17 protein-coding genes, 2 tRNA genes and 1 rRNA gene are annotated in these 18451 nt (G+C 57.9%); 12 read left to right on the top strand and 8 right to left on the bottom strand.

Features of this window, described 5'->3' with window-relative positions; all coding sequences use genetic code 11:
- Window positions 1-5 precede the first annotated feature (5 nt).
- From rrf to ACOTXC_RS20020, 3 genes are all read left to right on the top strand, one after another.
- A 5S ribosomal RNA gene (rrf, locus tag ACOTXC_RS20030) occupies window positions 6-121 on the top strand.
- Between the two features lie 55 nt (window positions 122-176).
- Window positions 177-253 (top strand) — tRNA-Asp (locus ACOTXC_RS20025).
- Window positions 254-306: 53 nt separating this feature from the next.
- Window positions 307-382, top strand: a tRNA-Trp gene (locus ACOTXC_RS20020).
- A gap of 100 nt (window positions 383-482) precedes the next feature.
- On the opposite strand, the gene hdfR is transcribed toward ACOTXC_RS20020, so the two are convergent.
- A complete protein-coding gene (gene hdfR / locus ACOTXC_RS20015; RefSeq protein ID WP_022649779.1) occupies window positions 483-1304 on the bottom strand; it encodes an HTH-type transcriptional regulator HdfR in 822 nt (273 codons plus the stop codon).
- 118 nt (window positions 1305-1422) lie between these two features.
- On the opposite strand from hdfR, the gene ACOTXC_RS20010 reads away from it, so the two are divergent.
- On the top strand, window positions 1423-1761 hold the full coding sequence (locus ACOTXC_RS20010) for a DUF413 domain-containing protein (RefSeq protein ID WP_006808641.1): 339 nt from the start codon (window positions 1423-1425) through the stop codon (window positions 1759-1761).
- A 27-nt stretch (window positions 1762-1788) separates the two neighbouring features.
- Here ACOTXC_RS20010 and ACOTXC_RS20005 read toward each other — a convergent pair whose 3' ends face one another.
- Entirely contained in the window at window positions 1789-3309 is a 1521-nt protein-coding gene (locus tag ACOTXC_RS20005) for a YifB family Mg chelatase-like AAA ATPase (protein WP_032626968.1), read from the bottom strand.
- A 340-nt stretch (window positions 3310-3649) separates the two neighbouring features.
- Here ACOTXC_RS20005 and ilvL point away from each other — a divergent pair, with 340 nt between their 5' ends.
- The 7 genes from ilvL (at window position 3650) to ilvA (ending at window position 10200) form a co-directional block, all read left to right on the top strand.
- Window positions 3650-3748, top strand: coding sequence for an ilv operon leader peptide (gene ilvL / locus ACOTXC_RS20000; RefSeq protein ID WP_001311244.1), 99 nt, complete (start codon window positions 3650-3652; stop codon window positions 3746-3748).
- Window positions 3749-3834: 86 nt separating this feature from the next.
- Window positions 3835-3885 (top strand): peptide IlvX, encoded by a 51-nt coding sequence (gene ilvX / locus ACOTXC_RS19995; RefSeq protein ID WP_166792073.1) that lies wholly within the window; start codon window positions 3835-3837, stop codon window positions 3883-3885.
- A gap of 2 nt (window positions 3886-3887) precedes the next feature.
- Entirely contained in the window at window positions 3888-5534 is a 1647-nt protein-coding gene (ilvG, locus tag ACOTXC_RS19990) for an acetolactate synthase 2 catalytic subunit (RefSeq protein ID WP_302216322.1), read from the top strand.
- Window positions 5531-5794, top strand: a complete 264-nt coding sequence (ilvM, locus tag ACOTXC_RS19985; RefSeq protein ID WP_003860184.1) for an acetolactate synthase 2 small subunit — start codon at window positions 5531-5533, stop codon at window positions 5792-5794. The genes ilvG and ilvM overlap by 4 nt, the downstream gene beginning before the upstream one ends.
- Before the next feature lie 18 nt (window positions 5795-5812).
- The gene (ilvE, locus tag ACOTXC_RS19980) at window positions 5813-6742 is read left to right on the top strand and encodes a branched-chain-amino-acid transaminase (protein WP_003860182.1); all 930 of its coding nucleotides are present in this window, start codon (window positions 5813-5815) and stop codon (window positions 6740-6742) included.
- A 60-nt stretch (window positions 6743-6802) separates the two neighbouring features.
- Window positions 6803-8653 (top strand): dihydroxy-acid dehydratase, encoded by a 1851-nt coding sequence (gene ilvD, locus ACOTXC_RS19975; protein WP_022649775.1) that lies wholly within the window; start codon window positions 6803-6805, stop codon window positions 8651-8653.
- Window positions 8654-8655: 2 nt separating this feature from the next.
- Window positions 8656-10200: a threonine ammonia-lyase, biosynthetic gene (gene ilvA, locus ACOTXC_RS19970; RefSeq protein ID WP_100148853.1), complete on the top strand. Its 1545-nt coding sequence runs from the start codon at window positions 8656-8658 to the stop codon at window positions 10198-10200.
- 45 nt (window positions 10201-10245) lie between these two features.
- Here ilvA and ilvY read toward each other — a convergent pair whose 3' ends face one another.
- Entirely contained in the window at window positions 10246-11136 is an 891-nt protein-coding gene (ilvY, locus tag ACOTXC_RS19965; protein ID WP_421767924.1) for an HTH-type transcriptional activator IlvY, read from the bottom strand.
- Between the two features lie 152 nt (window positions 11137-11288).
- On the opposite strand from ilvY, the gene ilvC reads away from it, so the two are divergent.
- Entirely contained in the window at window positions 11289-12764 is a 1476-nt protein-coding gene (ilvC, locus tag ACOTXC_RS19960) for a ketol-acid reductoisomerase (protein ID WP_022649773.1), read from the top strand.
- A gap of 36 nt (window positions 12765-12800) precedes the next feature.
- Here the strand turns inward: ilvC and trmL are convergent, their stop codons facing one another.
- The 5 genes from trmL to lldP all read right to left on the bottom strand — a co-directional run bounded on the left by trmL (window position 12801) and on the right by lldP (window position 18450).
- Window positions 12801-13274 carry a tRNA (uridine(34)/cytosine(34)/5-carboxymethylaminomethyluridine(34)-2'-O)-methyltransferase TrmL gene (gene trmL, locus ACOTXC_RS19955; RefSeq protein ID WP_022649772.1) on the bottom strand — a complete coding sequence of 158 codons (474 nt, stop codon included), beginning with the start codon at window positions 13272-13274 and terminating at the stop codon, window positions 12801-12803.
- Between the two features lie 46 nt (window positions 13275-13320).
- Window positions 13321-14661 carry an MFS transporter gene (locus ACOTXC_RS19950; RefSeq protein WP_022649771.1) on the bottom strand — a complete coding sequence of 447 codons (1341 nt, stop codon included), beginning with the start codon at window positions 14659-14661 and terminating at the stop codon, window positions 13321-13323.
- A 179-nt stretch (window positions 14662-14840) separates the two neighbouring features.
- A complete protein-coding gene (lldD, locus tag ACOTXC_RS19945; protein ID WP_022649770.1) occupies window positions 14841-16028 on the bottom strand; it encodes an FMN-dependent L-lactate dehydrogenase LldD in 1188 nt (395 codons plus the stop codon).
- Complete coding sequence (gene lldR, locus ACOTXC_RS19940) at window positions 16025-16798, bottom strand: transcriptional regulator LldR (protein ID WP_023298877.1); 774 nt, start codon at window positions 16796-16798, stop codon at window positions 16025-16027. Before lldR ends, lldD begins: the two co-directional genes overlap by 4 nt.
- The gene (gene lldP, locus ACOTXC_RS19935) at window positions 16795-18450 is read right to left on the bottom strand and encodes an L-lactate permease (RefSeq protein WP_022649769.1); all 1656 of its coding nucleotides are present in this window, start codon (window positions 18448-18450) and stop codon (window positions 16795-16797) included. The genes lldR and lldP overlap by 4 nt, the downstream gene beginning before the upstream one ends.
- Window position 18451: the final 1 nt, after the last annotated feature.

Genomic DNA, 18451 nt, shown 5'->3' with positions numbered 1-18451 from the left:
ATTTGCCTGGCGGCTTTAGCGCGGTGGTCCCACCTGACCCCATGCCGAACTCAGAAGTGAAACGCCGTAGCGCCGATGGTAGTGTGGGGTCTCCCCATGTGAGAGTAGGGAACTGCCAGGCATCAAATTAAGTAGTAAGCCGGTGCATTAATCCGGTGGTTACAGAAGTATTCGGTGGAGCGGTAGTTCAGTCGGTTAGAATACCTGCCTGTCACGCAGGGGGTCGCGGGTTCGAGTCCCGTCCGTTCCGCCACTTATTAAGACATTAAGCCTGCCCAAAGGGCAGGCTTAATGGCAAAAAAATTTAGGGGCGTAGCTCAGTTGGTAGAGCACCGGTCTCCAAAACCGGGTGTCGCGAGTTCGAGTCTCTCCGCCCCTGCCATATAGAATCCTTTGCTTCGGCAAAGGATTTTTTTTTGCCTGTAAAACGGCTCAACACCTTCCTGAAGAATAAGCAGCCTGCATTTCCGCAGGCTTTTGCGTTAATCCAGTATGCTGGTTTTTAACAGATCTTTTATCTGAGACTGCTTATCGCTGTTTTGCAGCCAAATGGCATACAGCGGCCTGGAGAGCGTTGTTGAATCGGTGACAACATGGAGTGCAGGTTTATTATCCGCCCAGCGAACAGGTAACCATGTACAGCCTTTCAGTGTGGGAAGATGCTGGCATGCGATCTCCGCAGAGCTTGTCGTGAGTTGCGGGATATCATCGCTGGCAATTAACCCCGTCTCGTGCTGCTGAAAATCAGGCCCCCATTCCAGGCGTAAATAATTCAGGTCGGCCTTCATCATTGCAGGCTCGGATGCATAGAGCGCCAGGCTAAACTGTCCAACAATCTGGCTGCTAAATTCATCCATCTTGGGGGCTTCTGTGGTGATCAGCAGATCAAGCTGCCGCTCGTGGAGTTGCTTAACCAGCGACTGGCGTTGCGCAATCCTCGCCTCAAATTGCAGATGGTTGTGTGTGCGATATAGCCGCATAAGCCACTGGCTGAGCATGCATTCCCATAGTGAAGCGCTGGCACCGATCGAGAATTCATTATGCCGGGAGGTGTGCGCAACCTCCTTTCGCGCTGCCTGCCAGGTATTCATCAGGGTTTCTGCATAAGGCAATAGCTTTTCACCGGCCGGGGTTAGACGAATATTGTTGCGATGGCGGGTAAAAAGGTTCACACCCAGTTGATTTTCCAGCTGTCGAATACGAAAACTGACTGCTGACTGCGTCAGGTAGAGGGCTTCAGCTGCTCGCCCAAAGTGTCGCGTTCTGCTCACTTCGAGGAAAGTTTTTAGCAATTCCGTATCCACATCTTTCTCCACAAAATTATTTGTCGTTATGATTTAAATGTTTTGTTTTACACTCTGTCAAGCGTAACTAATACTCCGCGCCATAAATAGCTCGGCCAAAGAATTAGGAGCGTGTAGGATGGCGGAAAGCTTTACGACGACTAATCGTTTTTTCGATAATAAACATTATCCGCGCGGGTTCTCTCGTCACGGCGATTTCACTATCAAAGAAGCTCAACTTCTTGAGCGCCATGGTTATGCCTTTAACGAGCTGGATCTGGGTAAGCGCGAACCGGCAACCGAAGATGAAAAACAATTTGTCTCTGTTTGTCGTGGTGAGCGTGAGCCGCAGTCTGATGCAGAACGTGTATGGATCAAGTATATGGCTCGCATTAAGCGTCCTAAGCGTTTCCATACGCTGTCTGGCGGCAAGCCGCAGATGGAAGGTGCAGAAGACTACACCGAGTCTGACGATTAAGAAGAGAAGGGGCTACGGCCCCTTTTTTTATGCCAGCATTTTTTGCAGATGCAACAGCAGCCGATCGATCGCACGGTAGCTTAATGCCTCCTGCAAATGTCGCCTCTCTATTCCGGGGCAGCCCTCCACGTCAGCGACCGTGCGCGCAACTTTCAACAAACGCTGCCACGCGCGAATGGATAGCCCAAACCGCGTCAGTGTCTCTTCCAGCCAGCCTGCATCTTCGGCGTTGAGAGAGCAAAACTGTCGGATCCCGCTGTTATCCAGCCGGGCATTCAGCCTGTTCTGACGAGCATACTGCCGCGCCTGAGCCGCAATAACCCGTTCTCGCACCGCTGCTGAGCTTTCGCCTTTGATACCGGTTTGCCTCAGCAGACCGGGCGGTGGCAGGGGGATCTCGAGAGATAAATCAAAACGGTCGAGGAAGGGGCCGGACAGCTTACTCAGATAGCGCAGCGTCTGCTCCGGCGTACAGCGGTTATGGTTGCCCTGATAATGGCCCGTTGGGCTAGGGTTCATCGCGGCGACCAGCTGAAACTGCGCAGGGTAGCTTATTTTGGCGCGTGTACGAGACAGATGGATTTCGCCGGATTCAATCGGCTCCCGCAACGCATCCAGCACGCGGCGTTCAAACTCTGGCAATTCATCCAGGAACAGAATGCCGTTGTGTGCCAGTGAGATTTCACCCGGTCCGGGAATTGAGCCCCCGCCCACCATCGCGGTAAGAGACGCACTGTGGTGTGGCGAGCGGAAAGGACGGCGGCGCCACTGTTTATGCAGCGATATTGAACTGACCAGGCTAAATATCGCGGCGCTTTCCAGCGCTTCGTGATTATTGAGGGGGGGCAGCAGGCCGCTCAACCTGCTCGCCAGCATCGTTTTCCCCGTGCCTGGCGGACCTATCAGTAGCAGGTTATGCCCACCCGCGGCCGTTATTTCTAACGCCCGCTTACCCTGTTCCTGACCCATAATATCGCTGAGGTCATCGGGTGAATCTGCCACTACCTCCTCATTCTCCTGCGGCTCGGCAAGCTCATGTCGGCCTTCCAGCCAGGCGCAAACCTCCTGCAAATGTCCCGCGACAAGACACCCCTTTTCGGCGATAAGGCTGACTTCAGAGGCATTTTCATTGGCCACAATGATTTGCCTTCCCGCGCGTATGGCTTCAAGCGCACCCGAGATTGCTCCGGGAACGCCTCTTAACGCGCCTGTAAGCGCTAATTCACCCACGAACTCGCACGAGCTTAACCCTGGCGTATTGAGCTGTTCAGAAGCCGCGAGAAGCGCTATAGCAATAGGTAAATCATATCGCCCTCCCTCCTTTGGCAAATCGGCGGGCGCAAGGTTGATGGTGATCTTCTTCGCCGGAAAAGCATAACCGCTATTAATAATTGCGCTGCGCACGCGATCCCTGGCCTCCTTAACGGTCGTTTCGGGTAAGCCGACCAGCGTCAGTCCGGGCAGTCCATTACTTAAATGAACCTCTACAGAAATAAGCGGTGCCTTCACGCCGATGGCCGCGCGTGTATAAACAACTGACAGTGACATAAGCCCCTCCTTGGCGGTGACTATGCCAGCATCATTTTTTCCTGTTTAGCGCTAATTCACTGAATTACGGCGCTCGTTCCAGCCTTTTAGCGCCTAAATGTAATCATTACATGTCGGTGGAATCGGCCTCGCAGAAAAGAAATCATGCGCGCCTTGCCTGATGAAACGGGCCAAAAAATGAAAAATCTTCATTTCTATTTTTTCCCTATATAAAACAACGATTTTGAAAGAAATAGTTCGCCTGCTACAGAAATGAGTCATAAAAAAATCTTGTGTCAGATGAAATATCTGTGGTAACTCTTTAGGTATTCCTTCGAACAAGATGCAAAAAGAACTGAAAATGACAGCCCTTCTACGAGTGATTAGCCTGGTCGTGATTAGCGTGGTGGTGATTATTATCCCACCGTGCGGGGCTGCACTTGGACGAGGAAAGGCTTAGAAATCAAGCCTTAACGAACTAAGACCCCCGCACCGAAAGGTCCGGGGGTTTTTTTATGACTAAAAAACTTAAATGAGGAGCAGAGAATGACGACTAGCACAAAATTCTGTTTCTCCAGATTTATGACGGGGAACTAACTATGAATGGGGCACAATGGGTAGTACATGCGTTGCGCGCGCAGGGAGTCGAAACCGTATTCGGTTATCCGGGTGGCGCAATTATGCCGATTTACGATGCACTGTATGACGGCGGCGTGGAACACCTCTTGTGCCGACACGAGCAGGGCGCAGCGATGGCCGCCATCGGTTATGCCCGTGCGACCGGTAAAACAGGCGTCTGTATGGCCACCTCCGGTCCGGGCGCAACGAACCTGATCACCGGCCTGGCTGACGCGCTGCTCGATTCCGTACCCGTGGTGGCGATCACCGGCCAGGTGGCCTCTCCGTTCATCGGCACCGATGCTTTCCAGGAAGTGGATGTGCTCGGTTTATCGCTTGCCTGCACCAAACACAGCTTCCTCGTTCAGTCTCTCGAAGAGCTGCCGCGCGTGATGGCCGAAGCGTTCGAGGTTGCCAGCTCTGGCCGTCCTGGCCCGGTTCTGGTAGATATCCCGAAAGATATTCAGGTTGCACTCGGCGATCTGGAACCGCACTTCTCCACCGTTGAAAGCGACGACGTGTTTCCCCATGCGGAGGTTGAAGAGGCTCGCCAGATGCTGGCGCAGGCGAAACAGCCGATGCTGTATGTAGGCGGCGGCGTGGGCATGGCGCAGGCTGTTCCTGCCCTGCGCGAATTTATCGCAACAACGCAGATGCCAGCGACCTGCACGTTGAAAGGTCTGGGTGCCGTAGACGCGAACTACCCATACTATCTGGGCATGCTGGGGATGCACGGCACCAAAGCGGCAAACCTGGCGGTGCAGGACTGCGACTTGCTCATCGCCGTAGGCGCCCGTTTTGACGACCGCGTCACCGGCAAGCTGAATACCTTTGCGCCGAACGCCAAAGTCATCCATATGGATATCGACCCGGCGGAGATGAACAAGCTGCGTCAGGCGCACGTCGCGCTGCAGGGCGATCTCAACGCGCTGTTACTGGCACTGCAGCAGCCGCTGGATATCAACCCATGGCGTCAGCACACCGCAGATATGCGCGCTGAACACGCCTGGCGTTACGATCACCCCGGCGAGGCCATCTATGCGCCGCTGTTGTTGAAACAGTTGTCCGACCGCAAACCCGCAGACAGCGTGGTGACGACGGATGTCGGCCAGCATCAGATGTGGTCAGCCCAGCACATGACCTACACCCGCCCGGAAAACTTCATCACCTCGAGCGGCTTAGGCACGATGGGCTTCGGCCTGCCCGCTGCCGTGGGCGCACAGGTTGCCCGCCCGAACGATACCGTTATCTGTATCTCCGGTGACGGCTCCTTCATGATGAACGTCCAGGAGCTCGGCACCGTGAAGCGTAAGCAGTTACCGCTGAAAATCGTTTTGCTCGATAACCAGCGTTTGGGCATGGTTCGCCAGTGGCAGCAGCTGTTCTTCCAGGAGCGTTACAGCGAAACGACCCTGACCGACAACCCCGATTTCCTCACCCTGGCCAGCGCCTTCGGCATTCCTGGCCAGCACATCACCCGTAAAGACCAGGTTGAAGCGGCACTCGACACCATGCTGTCAAGCGAAGGGCCATACCTGCTTCATGTCTCAATCGACGAGCTTGAGAACGTCTGGCCGTTGGTACCGCCCGGTGCCAGTAACTCACAAATGCTGGAGAAATTATCATGATGCAACATCAGGTTGCCGTGCAGGCTCGCTTCAACCCGGAAACGTTAGAACGCGTATTGCGTGTGGTGCGTCATCGTGGTTTTCAGATTTGCTCTATGAATATGGAAACGGCCACGGATGCACAAAATATCAGTATCGAATTAACCGTTGCCAGCCCGCGGCCGGTCGACTTACTGTTTAGTCAGTTATCAAAACTGGTAGACGTTGCCCATGTTGCCATCTGCCAGAGCACAACCACATCACAACAAATCCGCGCTTAAGCGTGACAGGACGAAAAAATGACGACAAAAAAAGCTGATTACATTTGGTTCAATGGTGAGATGGTTCGCTGGGAAGACGCGAAAGTTCACGTGATGTCCCACGCGCTGCACTACGGCACCTCCGTGTTTGAAGGCATCCGTTGCTACGATTCTCACAAAGGACCAGTGGTGTTCCGCCATCGCGAACACATGCAGCGTCTGCATGACTCAGCCAAAATTTATCGTTTCCCGGTCTCCCAAAGCGTTGATGAGCTGATGGAAGCCTGCCGCGAGGTGATCCGCCAGAACAAACTGACCAGTGCCTATATTCGTCCGCTGGTCTTCGTGGGTGATGTCGGCATGGGTGTCAATCCGCCCGCTGGCTATAACACCGATGTGATCATTGCTGCGTTCCCGTGGGGCGCCTACCTGGGCGCGGAAGCACTGGATCAGGGGATCGACGCAATGGTTTCTTCCTGGAACCGCGTGGCACCAAACACTATCCCGACCGCGGCTAAAGCGGGCGGTAACTACCTCTCCTCACTGCTGGTTGGCAGCGAAGCGCGCCGTCACGGCTATCAGGAAGGTATCGCGCTCGATGTAAATGGCTACATCTCCGAAGGTGCGGGCGAAAACCTGTTTGAAGTGAAAGACGGCATTCTGTTCACCCCGCCGTTCACCTCGTCCGCGCTGCCGGGCATCACCCGCGACGCCATCATCAAGCTGGCAAAAGATCTGGGTATCGAAGTACGCGAGCAGGTGCTGTCCCGCGAATCCCTGTACCTGGCTGACGAAGTGTTCATGTCCGGTACCGCGGCTGAAATTACACCGGTGCGTAGCGTCGACGGCATTCAGGTGGGCGAAGGCCGCTGTGGTCCGGTCACCAAACGCATTCAGCAAGCCTTCTTCGGCCTGTTCACCGGCGAAACAGAAGACAAATACGGCTGGTTGGATCAGGTTAATCACTAAATATAAATTTGGGACGGCACGCACCGTCCCATTTAATAGTCAGACGGGAGTAAATAAAGCATGCCTAAGTATCGTTCAGCCACCACCACCCACGGCCGTAATATGGCGGGTGCCCGCGCACTGTGGCGCGCCACCGGAATGACCGACGCCGATTTCGGCAAGCCAATTATCGCCGTGGTGAACTCCTTCACCCAGTTTGTGCCGGGCCACGTGCACCTGCGCGATCTTGGTAAGCTGGTTGCCGAGCAAATCGAAGCCTCCGGCGGCGTGGCGAAAGAGTTCAACACCATTGCGGTGGATGACGGTATCGCAATGGGCCACGGGGGGATGCTCTATTCACTACCGTCGCGCGAGCTGATCGCCGACTCGGTGGAGTACATGGTTAACGCCCACTGCGCCGATGCGATGGTCTGTATCTCCAACTGCGACAAAATCACCCCGGGGATGCTGATGGCCTCCCTGCGCCTGAACATTCCGGTGATCTTCGTTTCCGGCGGCCCGATGGAAGCGGGTAAAACCAAGCTTTCCGACAAAATCATCAAGCTCGACCTGGTCGATGCGATGATCCAGGGCGCGGACCCGAAAGTCTCTGACGAGCAGAGCGACCAGGTGGAACGCTCCGCGTGTCCGACCTGCGGCTCCTGTTCCGGGATGTTCACCGCCAACTCCATGAACTGCCTGACCGAAGCGCTGGGCCTTTCTCAGCCGGGTAACGGCTCGCTGCTGGCGACCCACGCCGACCGTAAGCAGCTGTTCCTTAACGCGGGCAAGCGCATCGTTGAGCTGACCAAACGCTACTACGAGCAGGACGACGCCAGCGCGCTGCCGCGCAACATCGCCAGTAAAGCGGCGTTCGAAAACGCCATGACGCTGGATATCGCCATGGGCGGTTCCACCAACACCGTTCTGCACCTGCTGGCCGCCGCGCAGGAAGCCGAAATCGACTTCACCATGAGCGACATCGACAAGCTCTCCCGCAAAGTGCCGCAGCTGTGTAAAGTCGCGCCGAGTACCCAGAAGTACCATATGGAAGACGTGCATCGTGCTGGTGGTGTCATCGGTATTCTCGGCGAGCTGGATCGCGCAGGGCTGCTGAACCGCAACGTGAAAAATGTGCTCGGCCTGACGCTGCCGGAGTCGCTGGACCAGTACGACGTGATGCTGACCAAAGACGACGCGGTGAAAAAGATGTTCCGCGCCGGTCCGGCAGGTATTCGCACCACGCAGGCGTTCTCGCAGGATTGCCGCTGGGACACGCTGGATGACGATCGCGCCGAAGGCTGCATCCGCTCGCTGGAACATGCCTACAGCAAAGACGGCGGTCTGGCCGTGCTGTACGGTAACTTTGCGGAAAACGGCTGCATCGTGAAAACCGCAGGCGTGGACGACAGCATTCTCAAATTCACCGGTCCGGCAAAAGTGTATGAAAGTCAGGACGAGGCGGTAGACGCTATCCTCGGTGGCAAAGTGGTGGAAGGCGACGTGGTGGTCATTCGCTACGAAGGGCCGAAAGGCGGTCCGGGCATGCAGGAGATGCTCTACCCGACTACCTTCCTGAAATCGATGGGCCTCGGCAAAGCCTGCGCGCTGATCACCGACGGTCGTTTCTCTGGCGGCACGTCAGGCCTCTCCATTGGCCACGTCTCCCCGGAAGCGGCAAGCGGCGGCAATATCGCGATCATCGAAGATGGCGACCTGATCGAAATCGACATTCCGAACCGCGGCATTCAGCTGAAGCTGAGTGACCAGGAGATTGCGGCCCGTCGTGAAGCGCAGGAAGCCCGTGGCGACAAAGCCTGGACGCCGAAAGACCGCCAGCGCGAAGTCTCCTTCGCCCTGCGCGCTTACGCGAGTCTTGCCACCAGTGCAGATAAAGGCGCGGTGCGCGATAAATCTAAACTTGGGGGCTAATGATGGCCGAGTCACAACCCTTATCCGCCGCCCCCGAGGGGGCGGAATACCTGAGAGCGGTGCTGCGCGCGCCGGTCTATGAAGCCGTGCAGGTCACGCCCCTGCAAAAAATGGACAAACTCTCCTCGCGCCTCGACAACGTCATTCTGGTGAAGCGCGAAGACAGGCAGCCGGTGCACAGCTTCAAGCTGCGCGGCGCCTACGCGATGATGGCCGGGCTGACGGATGAGCAGAAAGCGCGCGGCGTCATTACCGCGTCGGCGGGCAACCACGCGCAGGGCGTAGCGTTCTCCGCGGCCCGTTTAGGGCTGAAAGCGCTGATCGTGATGCCGGTTGCCACGGCGGATATCAAAGTCGACGCGGTGCGCGGGTTCGGCGGCGAAGTGCTGCTCCACGGCGCGAATTTTGACGAAGCGAAAGCCAAAGCGATTGAACTGGCGCAGCAGCAGGGCTTCACCTGGGTCCCGCCGTTCGATCACCCGATGGTGATTGCCGGGCAGGGTACGCTGGCGCTGGAACTGTTGCAGCAGGATGCCCATCTCGACCGCGTTTTCGTCCCGGTGGGCGGCGGTGGCTTAGCCGCTGGTGTGGCGGTGCTGATCAAACAGCTAATGCCGCAGATCAAAGTGATTGCGGTTGAAGCGGAAGACTCCGCTTGCCTGAAGGCGGCGCTGGACGCCGGACATCCGGTGGATCTGCCGCGCGTCGGGCTGTTCGCCGAGGGCGTGGCGGTGAAGCGCATTGGCGATGAAACGTTCCGTCTGTGCCAGGAGTATCTCGACGATATCGTCACCGTCGACAGCGACGCTATCTGCGCGGCGATGAAAGATCTCTTCGAGGATGTGCGTGCGGTGGCGGAGCCGTCCGGCGCGCTGGCGCTGGCGGGGATGAAGAAATACATCGCCCAGCACAACATTCGCGGCGAGCGTCTGGCGCACGTGCTTTCCGGCGCCAATGTGAACTTCCACGGCCTGCGCTACGTGTCCGAACGCTGTGAGCTGGGCGAGCAGCGTGAAGCCCTGCTGGCGGTGACCATTCCGGAAGAGAAGGGCAGCTTCCTGAAGTTTTGCCAGCTGCTGGGCGGCCGTTCGGTAACGGAGTTCAACTACCGCTTTGCCGATGCCAAAGATGCGTGCATATTTGTCGGCGTGCGTCTGAGCCGTGGCGTGGAGGAGCGCAAAGAGATCCTCAGCCTGCTGCATGACGGCGGCTACAGCGTGGTCGATCTCTCCGACGACGAAATGGCGAAGCTGCACGTGCGTTACATGGTCGGCGGCCGTCCATCCAAGCCGCTCAAGGAACGCCTGTTCAGCTTCGAGTTCCCGGAATCGCCGGGCGCGTTGCTCAAGTTCCTGCACACGCTGGGCACCCACTGGAACATTTCTCTGTTCCACTACCGCAGCCACGGCACCGACTACGGCCGCGTTCTGGCGGCGTTCGAGCTGGGCGAGCACGAGCCGGATTTCGAAACGCGCCTGAACGAGCTGGGCTATGAGTGCCATGACGAAACCCACAACCCGGCGTTCCGCTTCTTCCTCGCGGGCTAAGGGTTGAGCTGCGTGTAGGCCGGGTAAGCGCAGCGCCACCCGGCTTTAGTGGTTCGGCAATATCTTCCAGAACGCATCAATAAGCGGCTCATGCAGCCGCTTTTTTTGTGCGCACACGCCAAGCTCGAACGGCGTTTTTTCGTCGCTGCGTTCTAAAATCATCACGCGATTGCGCACTGGCTCCGGGCTGTTTTCCAGCACCACTTCTGGCAGCAGCGCCACGCCGCAGCCGAGCGCTACCATCGACACCATCGCCTCATGGCCGCCGACCGTGGCGTAAATCGACGGGTTGCTGATTTTCTGGCGGCGGAACCACAGCTCAATGCGGCGGCGCACCGGCCCCTGATCGGCCATGATAAACGGCACCGTCGACCAGTCCGGTTTCTCCACCGAGACCTGGTTGCGCACCGGGCAGGGCAGCGCCGGGGCAATCAGTACTACCGCCAGATTCTCCAGCATTGAGAACGCTACCGCGCCCGGCAGGGTTTCCGGCTTCCCGGCAATCGCGAGATCCGCTTCGCCCGTGACCACTTTTTCCATCGCGTCGGCGGCATCGCCGGTAGTGAGCTTAATTTCAACCGACGGATGCGCCGCGCGAAAGCGGTCAAGGATGGGCGGCAGATGGCTGTAGGCGGCGGTCACGGAGCAGAAAATATGCAGTTCACCGGACAGTGACGGCCCCTGCTGATCGATAGAGTGTCGCAGCTGCTGGTACTGCAACAAGGTCTGCTGGGCAAAGACGCGCAGTTCTTCACCGGCTTCCGTCAGCGTGACGGTGCGGTTATCGCGCACGAACAGCGGCTGCCCGAGGTCTTCCTCAAGACGCTGGATCTGGCGCGACAGCGTGGAGGGGCTGACGTGCATCGCCCGGGCGCTGCGGCCAAAGTGACGGCTTTCCGCCAGGTGCAGGAACATTTTCAGATCGCGTAAATCCACCGATTCCACTCCCCCTTTTTACATTGCATAAATTGCAATGTGACGTTGTGAATATATCAATTTCCGCAATAAATTTCCTGTTGTAATGTGGGTACATTCTCGCTGAAACGCGAACCGAACAATAAGACACACAACATCACGAGGTATCACCCATGGCTAACTACTTTAATACACTGAACTTGCGCCAGCAGCTGGCGCAGCTGGGCAAATGCCGCTTTATGGCGCGCGACGAATTTGCCGATGGCGCGAGCTACCTTCAGGGTAAAAAAGTGGTCATCGTCGGCTGTGGCGCACAGGGTCTGAACCAGGGCCTGAACATGCGTGACTCCGGTCTGGATATCTCCTACGCCCTGCGCAAAGAAGCGATTGCTGAAAAGCGCGCTTCCTGGCGTAAAGCGACCGAAAACGGCTTCAAAGTAGGTACCTACGAAGAGCTGATCCCGCAGGCGGACCTGGTGGTTAACCTGACGCCAGACAAGCAACACTCAGACGTTGTGCGTTCCGTACAGCCGCTGATGAAAGACGGCGCTGCGCTGGGTTACTCCCACGGCTTCAACATCGTTGAAGTGGGAGAGCAGATCCGTAAAGACATCACCGTAGTGATGGTGGCACCGAAGTGCCCGGGCACCGAAGTGCGCGAAGAGTACAAACGTGGTTTCGGCGTACCGACGCTGATCGCCGTTCACCCGGAAAACGATCCGAAAGGCGAAGGCATGGCGATTGCCAAAGCGTGGGCAGCGGCCACCGGCGGCCATCGTGCGGGCGTACTGGAATCTTCCTTCGTTGCGGAAGTGAAATCTGACCTGATGGGCGAGCAGACCATTCTGTGCGGCATGCTCCAGGCTGGTTCTCTGCTGTGCTTCGACAAGCTGGTGGAAGAGGGCACCGACCCGGCATACGCGGAAAAACTGATTCAGTTCGGCTGGGAAACCATCACCGAAGCGCTGAAGCAGGGCGGCATTACGCTGATGATGGACCGACTGTCCAACCCGGCAAAACTGCGCGCGTTCGCACTCTCTGAACAGCTGAAAACCATCATGGCACCGCTGTTCCAGAAACACATGGACGACATCATCTCCGGCGAGTTCTCTTCCGGCATGATGGCGGACTGGGCGAATGACGATAAGAAACTGCTGACCTGGCGCGAAGAGACCGGTAAAACCGCGTTCGAAACGGCACCACAGTTCGAGGGTAAAATCAGCGAGCAGGAGTACTTCGATAAAGGCGTACTGATGATCGCGATGGTGAAAGCGGGCGTTGAGCTGGCGTTCGAAACCATGGTGGATTCCGGCATCATTGAAGAATCTGCGTACTATGAATCGCTGCACGAGCTGCCGCTGATCGCAAACACCATCGCCCGTAAGCGTCTGTATGAGATGAACGTGGTGATCTCCGATACCGCCGAGTACGGTAACTATCTGTTCTCTTACGCCTGCGTACCGCTGCTGAAAGAGTTCATGACTACCCTGCAAGCAGGCGATCTGGGTAAAGCGATTGCGGAAGGTGCGGTTGATAACGCGCAGCTTCGTGACGTTAATGAAGCGATTCGCAGTCACGAAATCGAGAAAGTGGGCCAGAAACTGCGTGGCTACATGACCGATATGAAACGTATCGCAGTAGCAGACTAAAAAGACAATCGGGTGGCGCAAGCCACCCGAACTGTTTTAGCTACGCAGTATCGCGCCGGGATAACCCAGCTGGCGCCACGCCTCATACACCACCACCGACACCGCATTCGACAGGTTCATGCTGCGGCTGTCCGGCATCATCGGAATACGAATTTTTTGCTCAGCGGGCAGGGCATCCAGAATGGTGGCCGGCAGGCCGCGGGTTTCCGGACCAAACATCAGATAATCCCCGTCCTGATAGCTTACGGCGCTATGCGCTGGCGTGCCTTTGGTGGTCAGGGCAAACATGCGCTGCGGCTTCTCTGCGTCCAGAAACGCGGCGTAATCGTGATGACGAACGACGGCAGTAAACTCATGGTAGTCCAGCCCCGCGCGGCGCAGACGTTTGTCGTCCCACGTAAAGCCCATCGGCTCAATGATGTGCAGACGAAAACCGGTGTTGGCGCACAGGCGGATGATATTGCCGGTATTGGGTGGGATTTCTGGTTCGAATAAGACGATGTTAAGCATGCTGCCCCCTTAATTGCGGGGGGCAGAATAGCAGAAAAGAGAGGGACTAGGCGACGCCCGGCTCCTGCGAGCGGCTATACAGCATTTTGTAGACGGTTGCCGCTGCGGCCACGAGAGCAGGCACGCTGAGGATCATCAAAATACTGTCCGCCTGCCACTGCATGGAAAGAAGCTGGGCGCTGGTCATGGTGCCCGCCACGCCGCCGAAGCGGCCGATCCCCTGCATCCAGGCGATACCCGTCGCGCGGCACTCGGTAGGGTAAAAGGTGGCGGCCAGGGTCTGCATCCCCGACTGCGCGCCGTTCATCGCGATCCCCATCAGGAAGATTAACCCGCCAAACAGGGCGATATGATTATGCTCAATGCCGAGTAAAAGAATCAGGCCCATCGTCAGCACGAAACCACACGCGACCACCTTGTGCGCTTCCCAGCGGTCCATCATCCAGCCCGCGAGCAGAATGCCAGCGGTGCCGCCGAAGGTGAACAGCGAGGTGAGCCAGGCGGATTCCGCCAGCGCATACCCCATCCCCTGCATCAGCGTTGGCATCCAGCTCAGCAGGACGTAATAAATCACCAGTCCCATAAAGTAGGTGACCCACAGCATCAGGGTGCCGGGCAGCCAGGGCATGGAAAACAGCTGCGACACGCTGCCTTTTTTCGACGCGACCTTCTCCTCCGCCAGGAAAAAGCCCGTGACGCTATCCAGCGTGCTGCGGGCGAACCGGCTGGCGATGCGGCGAACCTGCGCGACGTCTTTTCCGCGCTGCACCAGAAACTTCACCGACTCCGGCAACAGCAGCGCCAGCAGCACCGTTAAAATCAGCGGCGCAATCGCGCCGGTCAGCAGCACGCTTCGCCAGCCATGGTGAGGGATAAGCCAGGACGAGATCGCCCCGCCGCCCGCCGCACCCAGCGGAAAGCCGCAGTACATGGTGTTAATTGCCATGGCGCGGCAGCGCTGGGGGGCAAACTCTGAGATCAGTGTGATGGCGTTAGGCATCGCGGCGCCCAGCCCGAGACCGGTCAGAAATCGCCACAGCGTCAGGGTATTCAGACTTTGCGCCCAGGCCGTGCCCAGGCTCGCCAGGCCGAAGAACAGGCATGAAAAGACCAGTACGCGCTTGCGTCCCATACGGTCCGATACCGGACCTGCAATAAGAGCTCCCAGCGACAGCCCCAGTAGCGCCGCACTCAACACCGGCCCCAGATCCTGTTTATGTATTCCCCACTCCGCCGACAGCGTAGGCGCAATGTAACCCATCGCGGCGGTATCGAAACCATCGATCGCCAGCACCAGAAAGCCCAGCACAATAAGAAGCCAGTGAAACCCTGAAAAAGGACTCTCATCGATCACCTGCTGAATATCCACCCGACCTGAATACGTCATACGTTCCCCTCCGATGTGATGTTGTTTTTGTGTTCTTGTATTTGCTTGTCTATACAATTGCGGAGGGCAGGCTGTGTCAAATTTTCTTATCCAGAATGTTACGCAGGTGTTATTTTCGACAAAAAAAGCGCCCGAGGGGGATGTCGGGCGCGGAAGAAGGGGAGGCTAACCGGGGGAGATTAGGCCGCGTTTCCCTGAGAAAGGGGGGCCAGCGCCGCAGGCAGCTTACTGAGCTCCTGCACCAGAGAGTCTTTGCTGATTTCACCGATTGTTTTCGCACCGGTAAGGGTCATCGCCACCTTCATCTCTTTCTCGATCAGGTTCAGCAGATTCGCCACGCCCGCCTGGCCGCTGGTGGCCAGCGCGTACAGGTAAGCACGGCCCAGCAGCACACTGTCTGCGCCCAGGGCAATCATGCGCACCACGTCCAGCCCGTTACGGATGCCGCTGTCGGCCAGAATCGCAATATCGCCTTTCACCGCATCGGCAATGGCTGGCAGGGCGCGGGCGGAGGAGAGCACCCCGTCAAGCTGGCGGCCACCATGGTTAGAGACCACGATCCCATCGGCGCCAAAACGCACCGCGTCGCGGGCATCTTCCGGATCGAGGATCCCTTTGATCACCATCGGGCCGTCCCAGAATTCGCGGATCCACTCCAGGTCTTTCCAGGAGATGGATGGATCGAAGTTGTTCGCCAGCCAGCCGATGTAATCTTCCAGCCCGGTCGGTTTACCCAGGTAGGCCGAAATATTGCCCAGATCGTGCGGACGGCCATTCACGCCGACATCCCACGCCCACTGCGGGTGCGTCACCGCCTGCCAGTAGCGGCGCATCGCGGCGTTCGGACCGCTCATGCCGGAGTGCGCATCACGGTAGCGTGCGCCGGGCGTCGGCATATCGACGGTAAAGACCAGCGTAGAGCAGCCCGCCGCTTTGGCGCGCTCAAGGGCGTTACGCATAAAACCGCGATCGCGCAGGACGTACAGCTGGAACCACATCGGGCGCTTGATGGTCGGGGCGACCTCTTCAATCGGGCAGACGGACACGGTGGAAAGGGTAAACGGGATGCCTTTGGCATCTGCGGCGGCGGCGGCCTGCACTTCGCCCCGGCGGGCATACATGCCGCATAAGCCGACGGGCGCAAGCGCCACCGGCATGGAGAGCGTCTCGTTAAACAGCTTCGTCTCAAGGCTCAGGTCAGACATATTCTTCAGCACGCGCTGGCGCAGGGCCACTTCCGACAGGTCCTCCACGTTGCGGCGCAGGGTATATTCGGCGTACGCCCCGCCGTCAATGTAGTGGAACAGGAATGGCGGCAAAATGCGCTGTGCCGCGGCGCGATAGTCACTGGCTGCGGAAATAATCATGCTTTGTTCTCCCTGGAAATATCACTCTCGCCAGGCAGACGGGTAATACGCGCCTGTCGGGCCTGATCTTCATCGAATCGTTTAATGGTGGTATGCACGAAGCCGAGATGCGCCATCATCGCCTTGCGCGCGGCCTCGGCATCACCGGCCAGAATGGCGTTGAGCACCGCCTCGTGCTGTTCGGTCAGTTGGGCAAATACCGGCGGCACCAGATACATGCGCTGGCGGCTCTGCTTCACGGAGGATTGCAGCAGGTCGAAGAACCCGCGCATGGTTTGCAGCAGAACTACGTTGTGCGAGGCCTCGGCAATCGCGAGGTGAAAACGCACGTCCGCCTGGGAGGCGATGTCCGGATCGCTGCTTTGCGTGGCCTCAAAGCAGGCTTTGAGCTTCTCTTTGTCGGCCTCGGTTGCCCGCATCGCCGCATGCCACGCGGTGCTGGTTTCGATGGCGTGACGCGCTTCGAGGATGTCAAAGCTGTAGTCCGGGTCGTTTTCCATCAGCGTTTTAAGCGGCTGCACGATGTTTTGTTCGGACCAGTCGTCATGCTGCCAGCGCACGAAGGTGCCGCCGCCTCGACGGCTCAGCAGCACCCCTTCGCTGACCAGCGTCGCCAGCGCCTCGCGCAGTGAATTGCGCGACACGCCAAGCTGGGCGGCAAGCTGACGCTCGGCGGGCAATCTCATGCCCGCTTCCAGCTGTTGTTCTTCTATCAGCGCCCGTACGCGAGTGGCAATCTCGTCGGACAGGCGTCTGGGCATCACTATCATGGAATCATCCAGGTTAAGACATAGGCCTGCAATGTGGTGATCACGCCCACCATGCAGGTAAATATCAGGCTGTGTTTAACGGTAAAGCGGAACAGATCCGACTCTTTGCCTACCAGCCCCACCGCGGCACAGGCAATGGCGATGGACTGCGGTGAGATCATCTTCCCGGTCACGCCGCCGGTGGTGTTCGCGGCGACCAGCAGCACGTCCGAGACGCCAATCTGCTGCGCGGCTGTGGCCTGTAGGGCGGCAAACAGGGCGTTAGATGACGTATCTGAACCGGTCAGGAACACCCCCAGCCAGCCGAGGAACGGCGAGAAGAAGGTAAACGCGTGGCCGGTATGCGCCAGCGCTAACGCCAGCGTCGACGACAGGCCGGAGTAGTTCGAAATAAACGCGAACGCCAGCACCATGCCGATGGAGTAAATCGGCAGCATCAGCTCTTTAATCGTCGCCGCAAAGGTCTGCACCGCGGCGGCAGGCTTCATGCGCAGCCACACTACGGAAAGGATAGCGGCAAACAGGATCGCCGTGCCGGTGGCTGAGAACCAGTCGAACTTAAACACTGCCGCATACGGCGTGGCGTCGTGTACCACCGGCGGCATACGAGCGACCATCTTGTCGAGGAACGGCACGGAGATATTAATCACCATGTCGTACAGCGCGCCGCCCGGGGCGAACAGGGCCTTAAACGGCGGAATGCTCCACAGCGTCACGGTGGCGGTCAGGAACAGGAACGGTGACCATGCGCGTACAATCTGTCCGGCGGTATAGCCGGTGCGCGCCAGCGTCTGATCCACGTGCGATGCGCCCATGTCAGCAAAGCGGAAGATACGTACCGGCTGCCAGCGTTTCAGGAACAGCGTCAGACAGACCAGCGACACCAGGGAAGAGATTATGTCCGGCAGTTCCGGGCCAAGGAAGTTGGAGCTGAGATACTGGGCAATGGCGAACGAACCGCCCGCTACCATCACCGCAGGCCAGGTCTCCTTCACGCCGCGCCAGCCGTCCATAATCGCCATGATCCAGAACAGCACGATAATGGTCAGGAACGGCAGCTGGCGGCCCACCATCTGGCCGATCTCGAAGCTGTCCAGCCCGGTCACCTGGCCCGCCACCAGAATAGGAATGCCCATCGCGCCAAACGCCACCGGGGCGGTATTCACAATCAGGCACAGGCCAGCGGCATACAGCGGGTTAAAGCCCAGACCGACCAGCAGGGCGGCGGTGATGGCCACCGGTGCGCCGAATCCTGCCGCCCCTTCCAGAAATGCTCCGAAGGAGAAGCCGACGATCAGCATCTGCAAACGCTGGTCCGGCGTGATGGAGAGAATCGACGAGCGAATAATGTCGAACTGCCCGGTTTTGACCGAGATTTTGTAGACAAAGACGGCGGCGATGATGATCCACGCAATCGGCCACAGGCCGTAGAAGAAGCCATAGACGACGGAGGCCAGCGCGCGATCGACCGGCATTTTGTAGAAGAACAACGCCACCATCAGGGCGATGGCAACGGTATACGTCGCGGCGAGGTAGCCCTTCAGCTTGAGCTTAATCAGCGCAAAGAAGAAAAACAGGATCGGTAGCGATGCGATCAGGCTCGACAGCCAGATATTTCCGGCCGGATCGTAGTTTTGTTGCCAGAGGCTCATG

The sequence above is a fragment of the Enterobacter cloacae complex sp. IR5428 genome (genome assembly GCF_049238585.1).
Classification (GTDB): domain Bacteria; phylum Pseudomonadota; class Gammaproteobacteria; order Enterobacterales; family Enterobacteriaceae; genus Enterobacter; species Enterobacter intestinihominis.
This window is presented reverse-complemented; position numbering and strand designations above follow the sequence as displayed.

Excerpts from the sequence above, each read along its gene's own strand:
- ilvL (WP_001311244.1), top strand. The coding sequence starts at position 3,650 with ATGACAGCCCTTCTACGAGTGATTAGCCTGGTCGTGATTAGCGTGGTG.
- ilvA (WP_100148853.1), top strand. The coding sequence starts at position 8,656 with ATGGCCGAGTCACAACCCTTATCCGCCGCCCCCGAGGGGGCGGAATAC.
- ilvC (WP_022649773.1), top strand. The coding sequence starts at position 11,289 with ATGGCTAACTACTTTAATACACTGAACTTGCGCCAGCAGCTGGCGCAG.
- ACOTXC_RS20005 (WP_032626968.1), bottom strand. The coding sequence starts at position 3,309 with ATGTCACTGTCAGTTGTTTATACACGCGCGGCCATCGGCGTGAAGGCA.
- ilvE (WP_003860182.1), top strand. The coding sequence starts at position 5,813 with ATGACGACAAAAAAAGCTGATTACATTTGGTTCAATGGTGAGATGGTT.
- ilvD (WP_022649775.1), top strand. The coding sequence starts at position 6,803 with ATGCCTAAGTATCGTTCAGCCACCACCACCCACGGCCGTAATATGGCG.
- lldD (WP_022649770.1), bottom strand. The coding sequence starts at position 16,028 with ATGATTATTTCCGCAGCCAGTGACTATCGCGCCGCGGCACAGCGCATT.
- ilvM (WP_003860184.1), top strand. The coding sequence starts at position 5,531 with ATGATGCAACATCAGGTTGCCGTGCAGGCTCGCTTCAACCCGGAAACG.
- ACOTXC_RS20010 (WP_006808641.1), top strand. The coding sequence starts at position 1,423 with ATGGCGGAAAGCTTTACGACGACTAATCGTTTTTTCGATAATAAACAT.
- ilvG (WP_302216322.1), top strand. The coding sequence starts at position 3,888 with ATGAATGGGGCACAATGGGTAGTACATGCGTTGCGCGCGCAGGGAGTC.
- lldP (WP_022649769.1), bottom strand. The coding sequence starts at position 18,450 with ATGAGCCTCTGGCAACAAAACTACGATCCGGCCGGAAATATCTGGCTG.
- ACOTXC_RS19950 (WP_022649771.1), bottom strand. The coding sequence starts at position 14,661 with ATGACGTATTCAGGTCGGGTGGATATTCAGCAGGTGATCGATGAGAGT.
- trmL (WP_022649772.1), bottom strand. The coding sequence starts at position 13,274 with ATGCTTAACATCGTCTTATTCGAACCAGAAATCCCACCCAATACCGGC.
- lldR (WP_023298877.1), bottom strand. The coding sequence starts at position 16,798 with ATGATAGTGATGCCCAGACGCCTGTCCGACGAGATTGCCACTCGCGTA.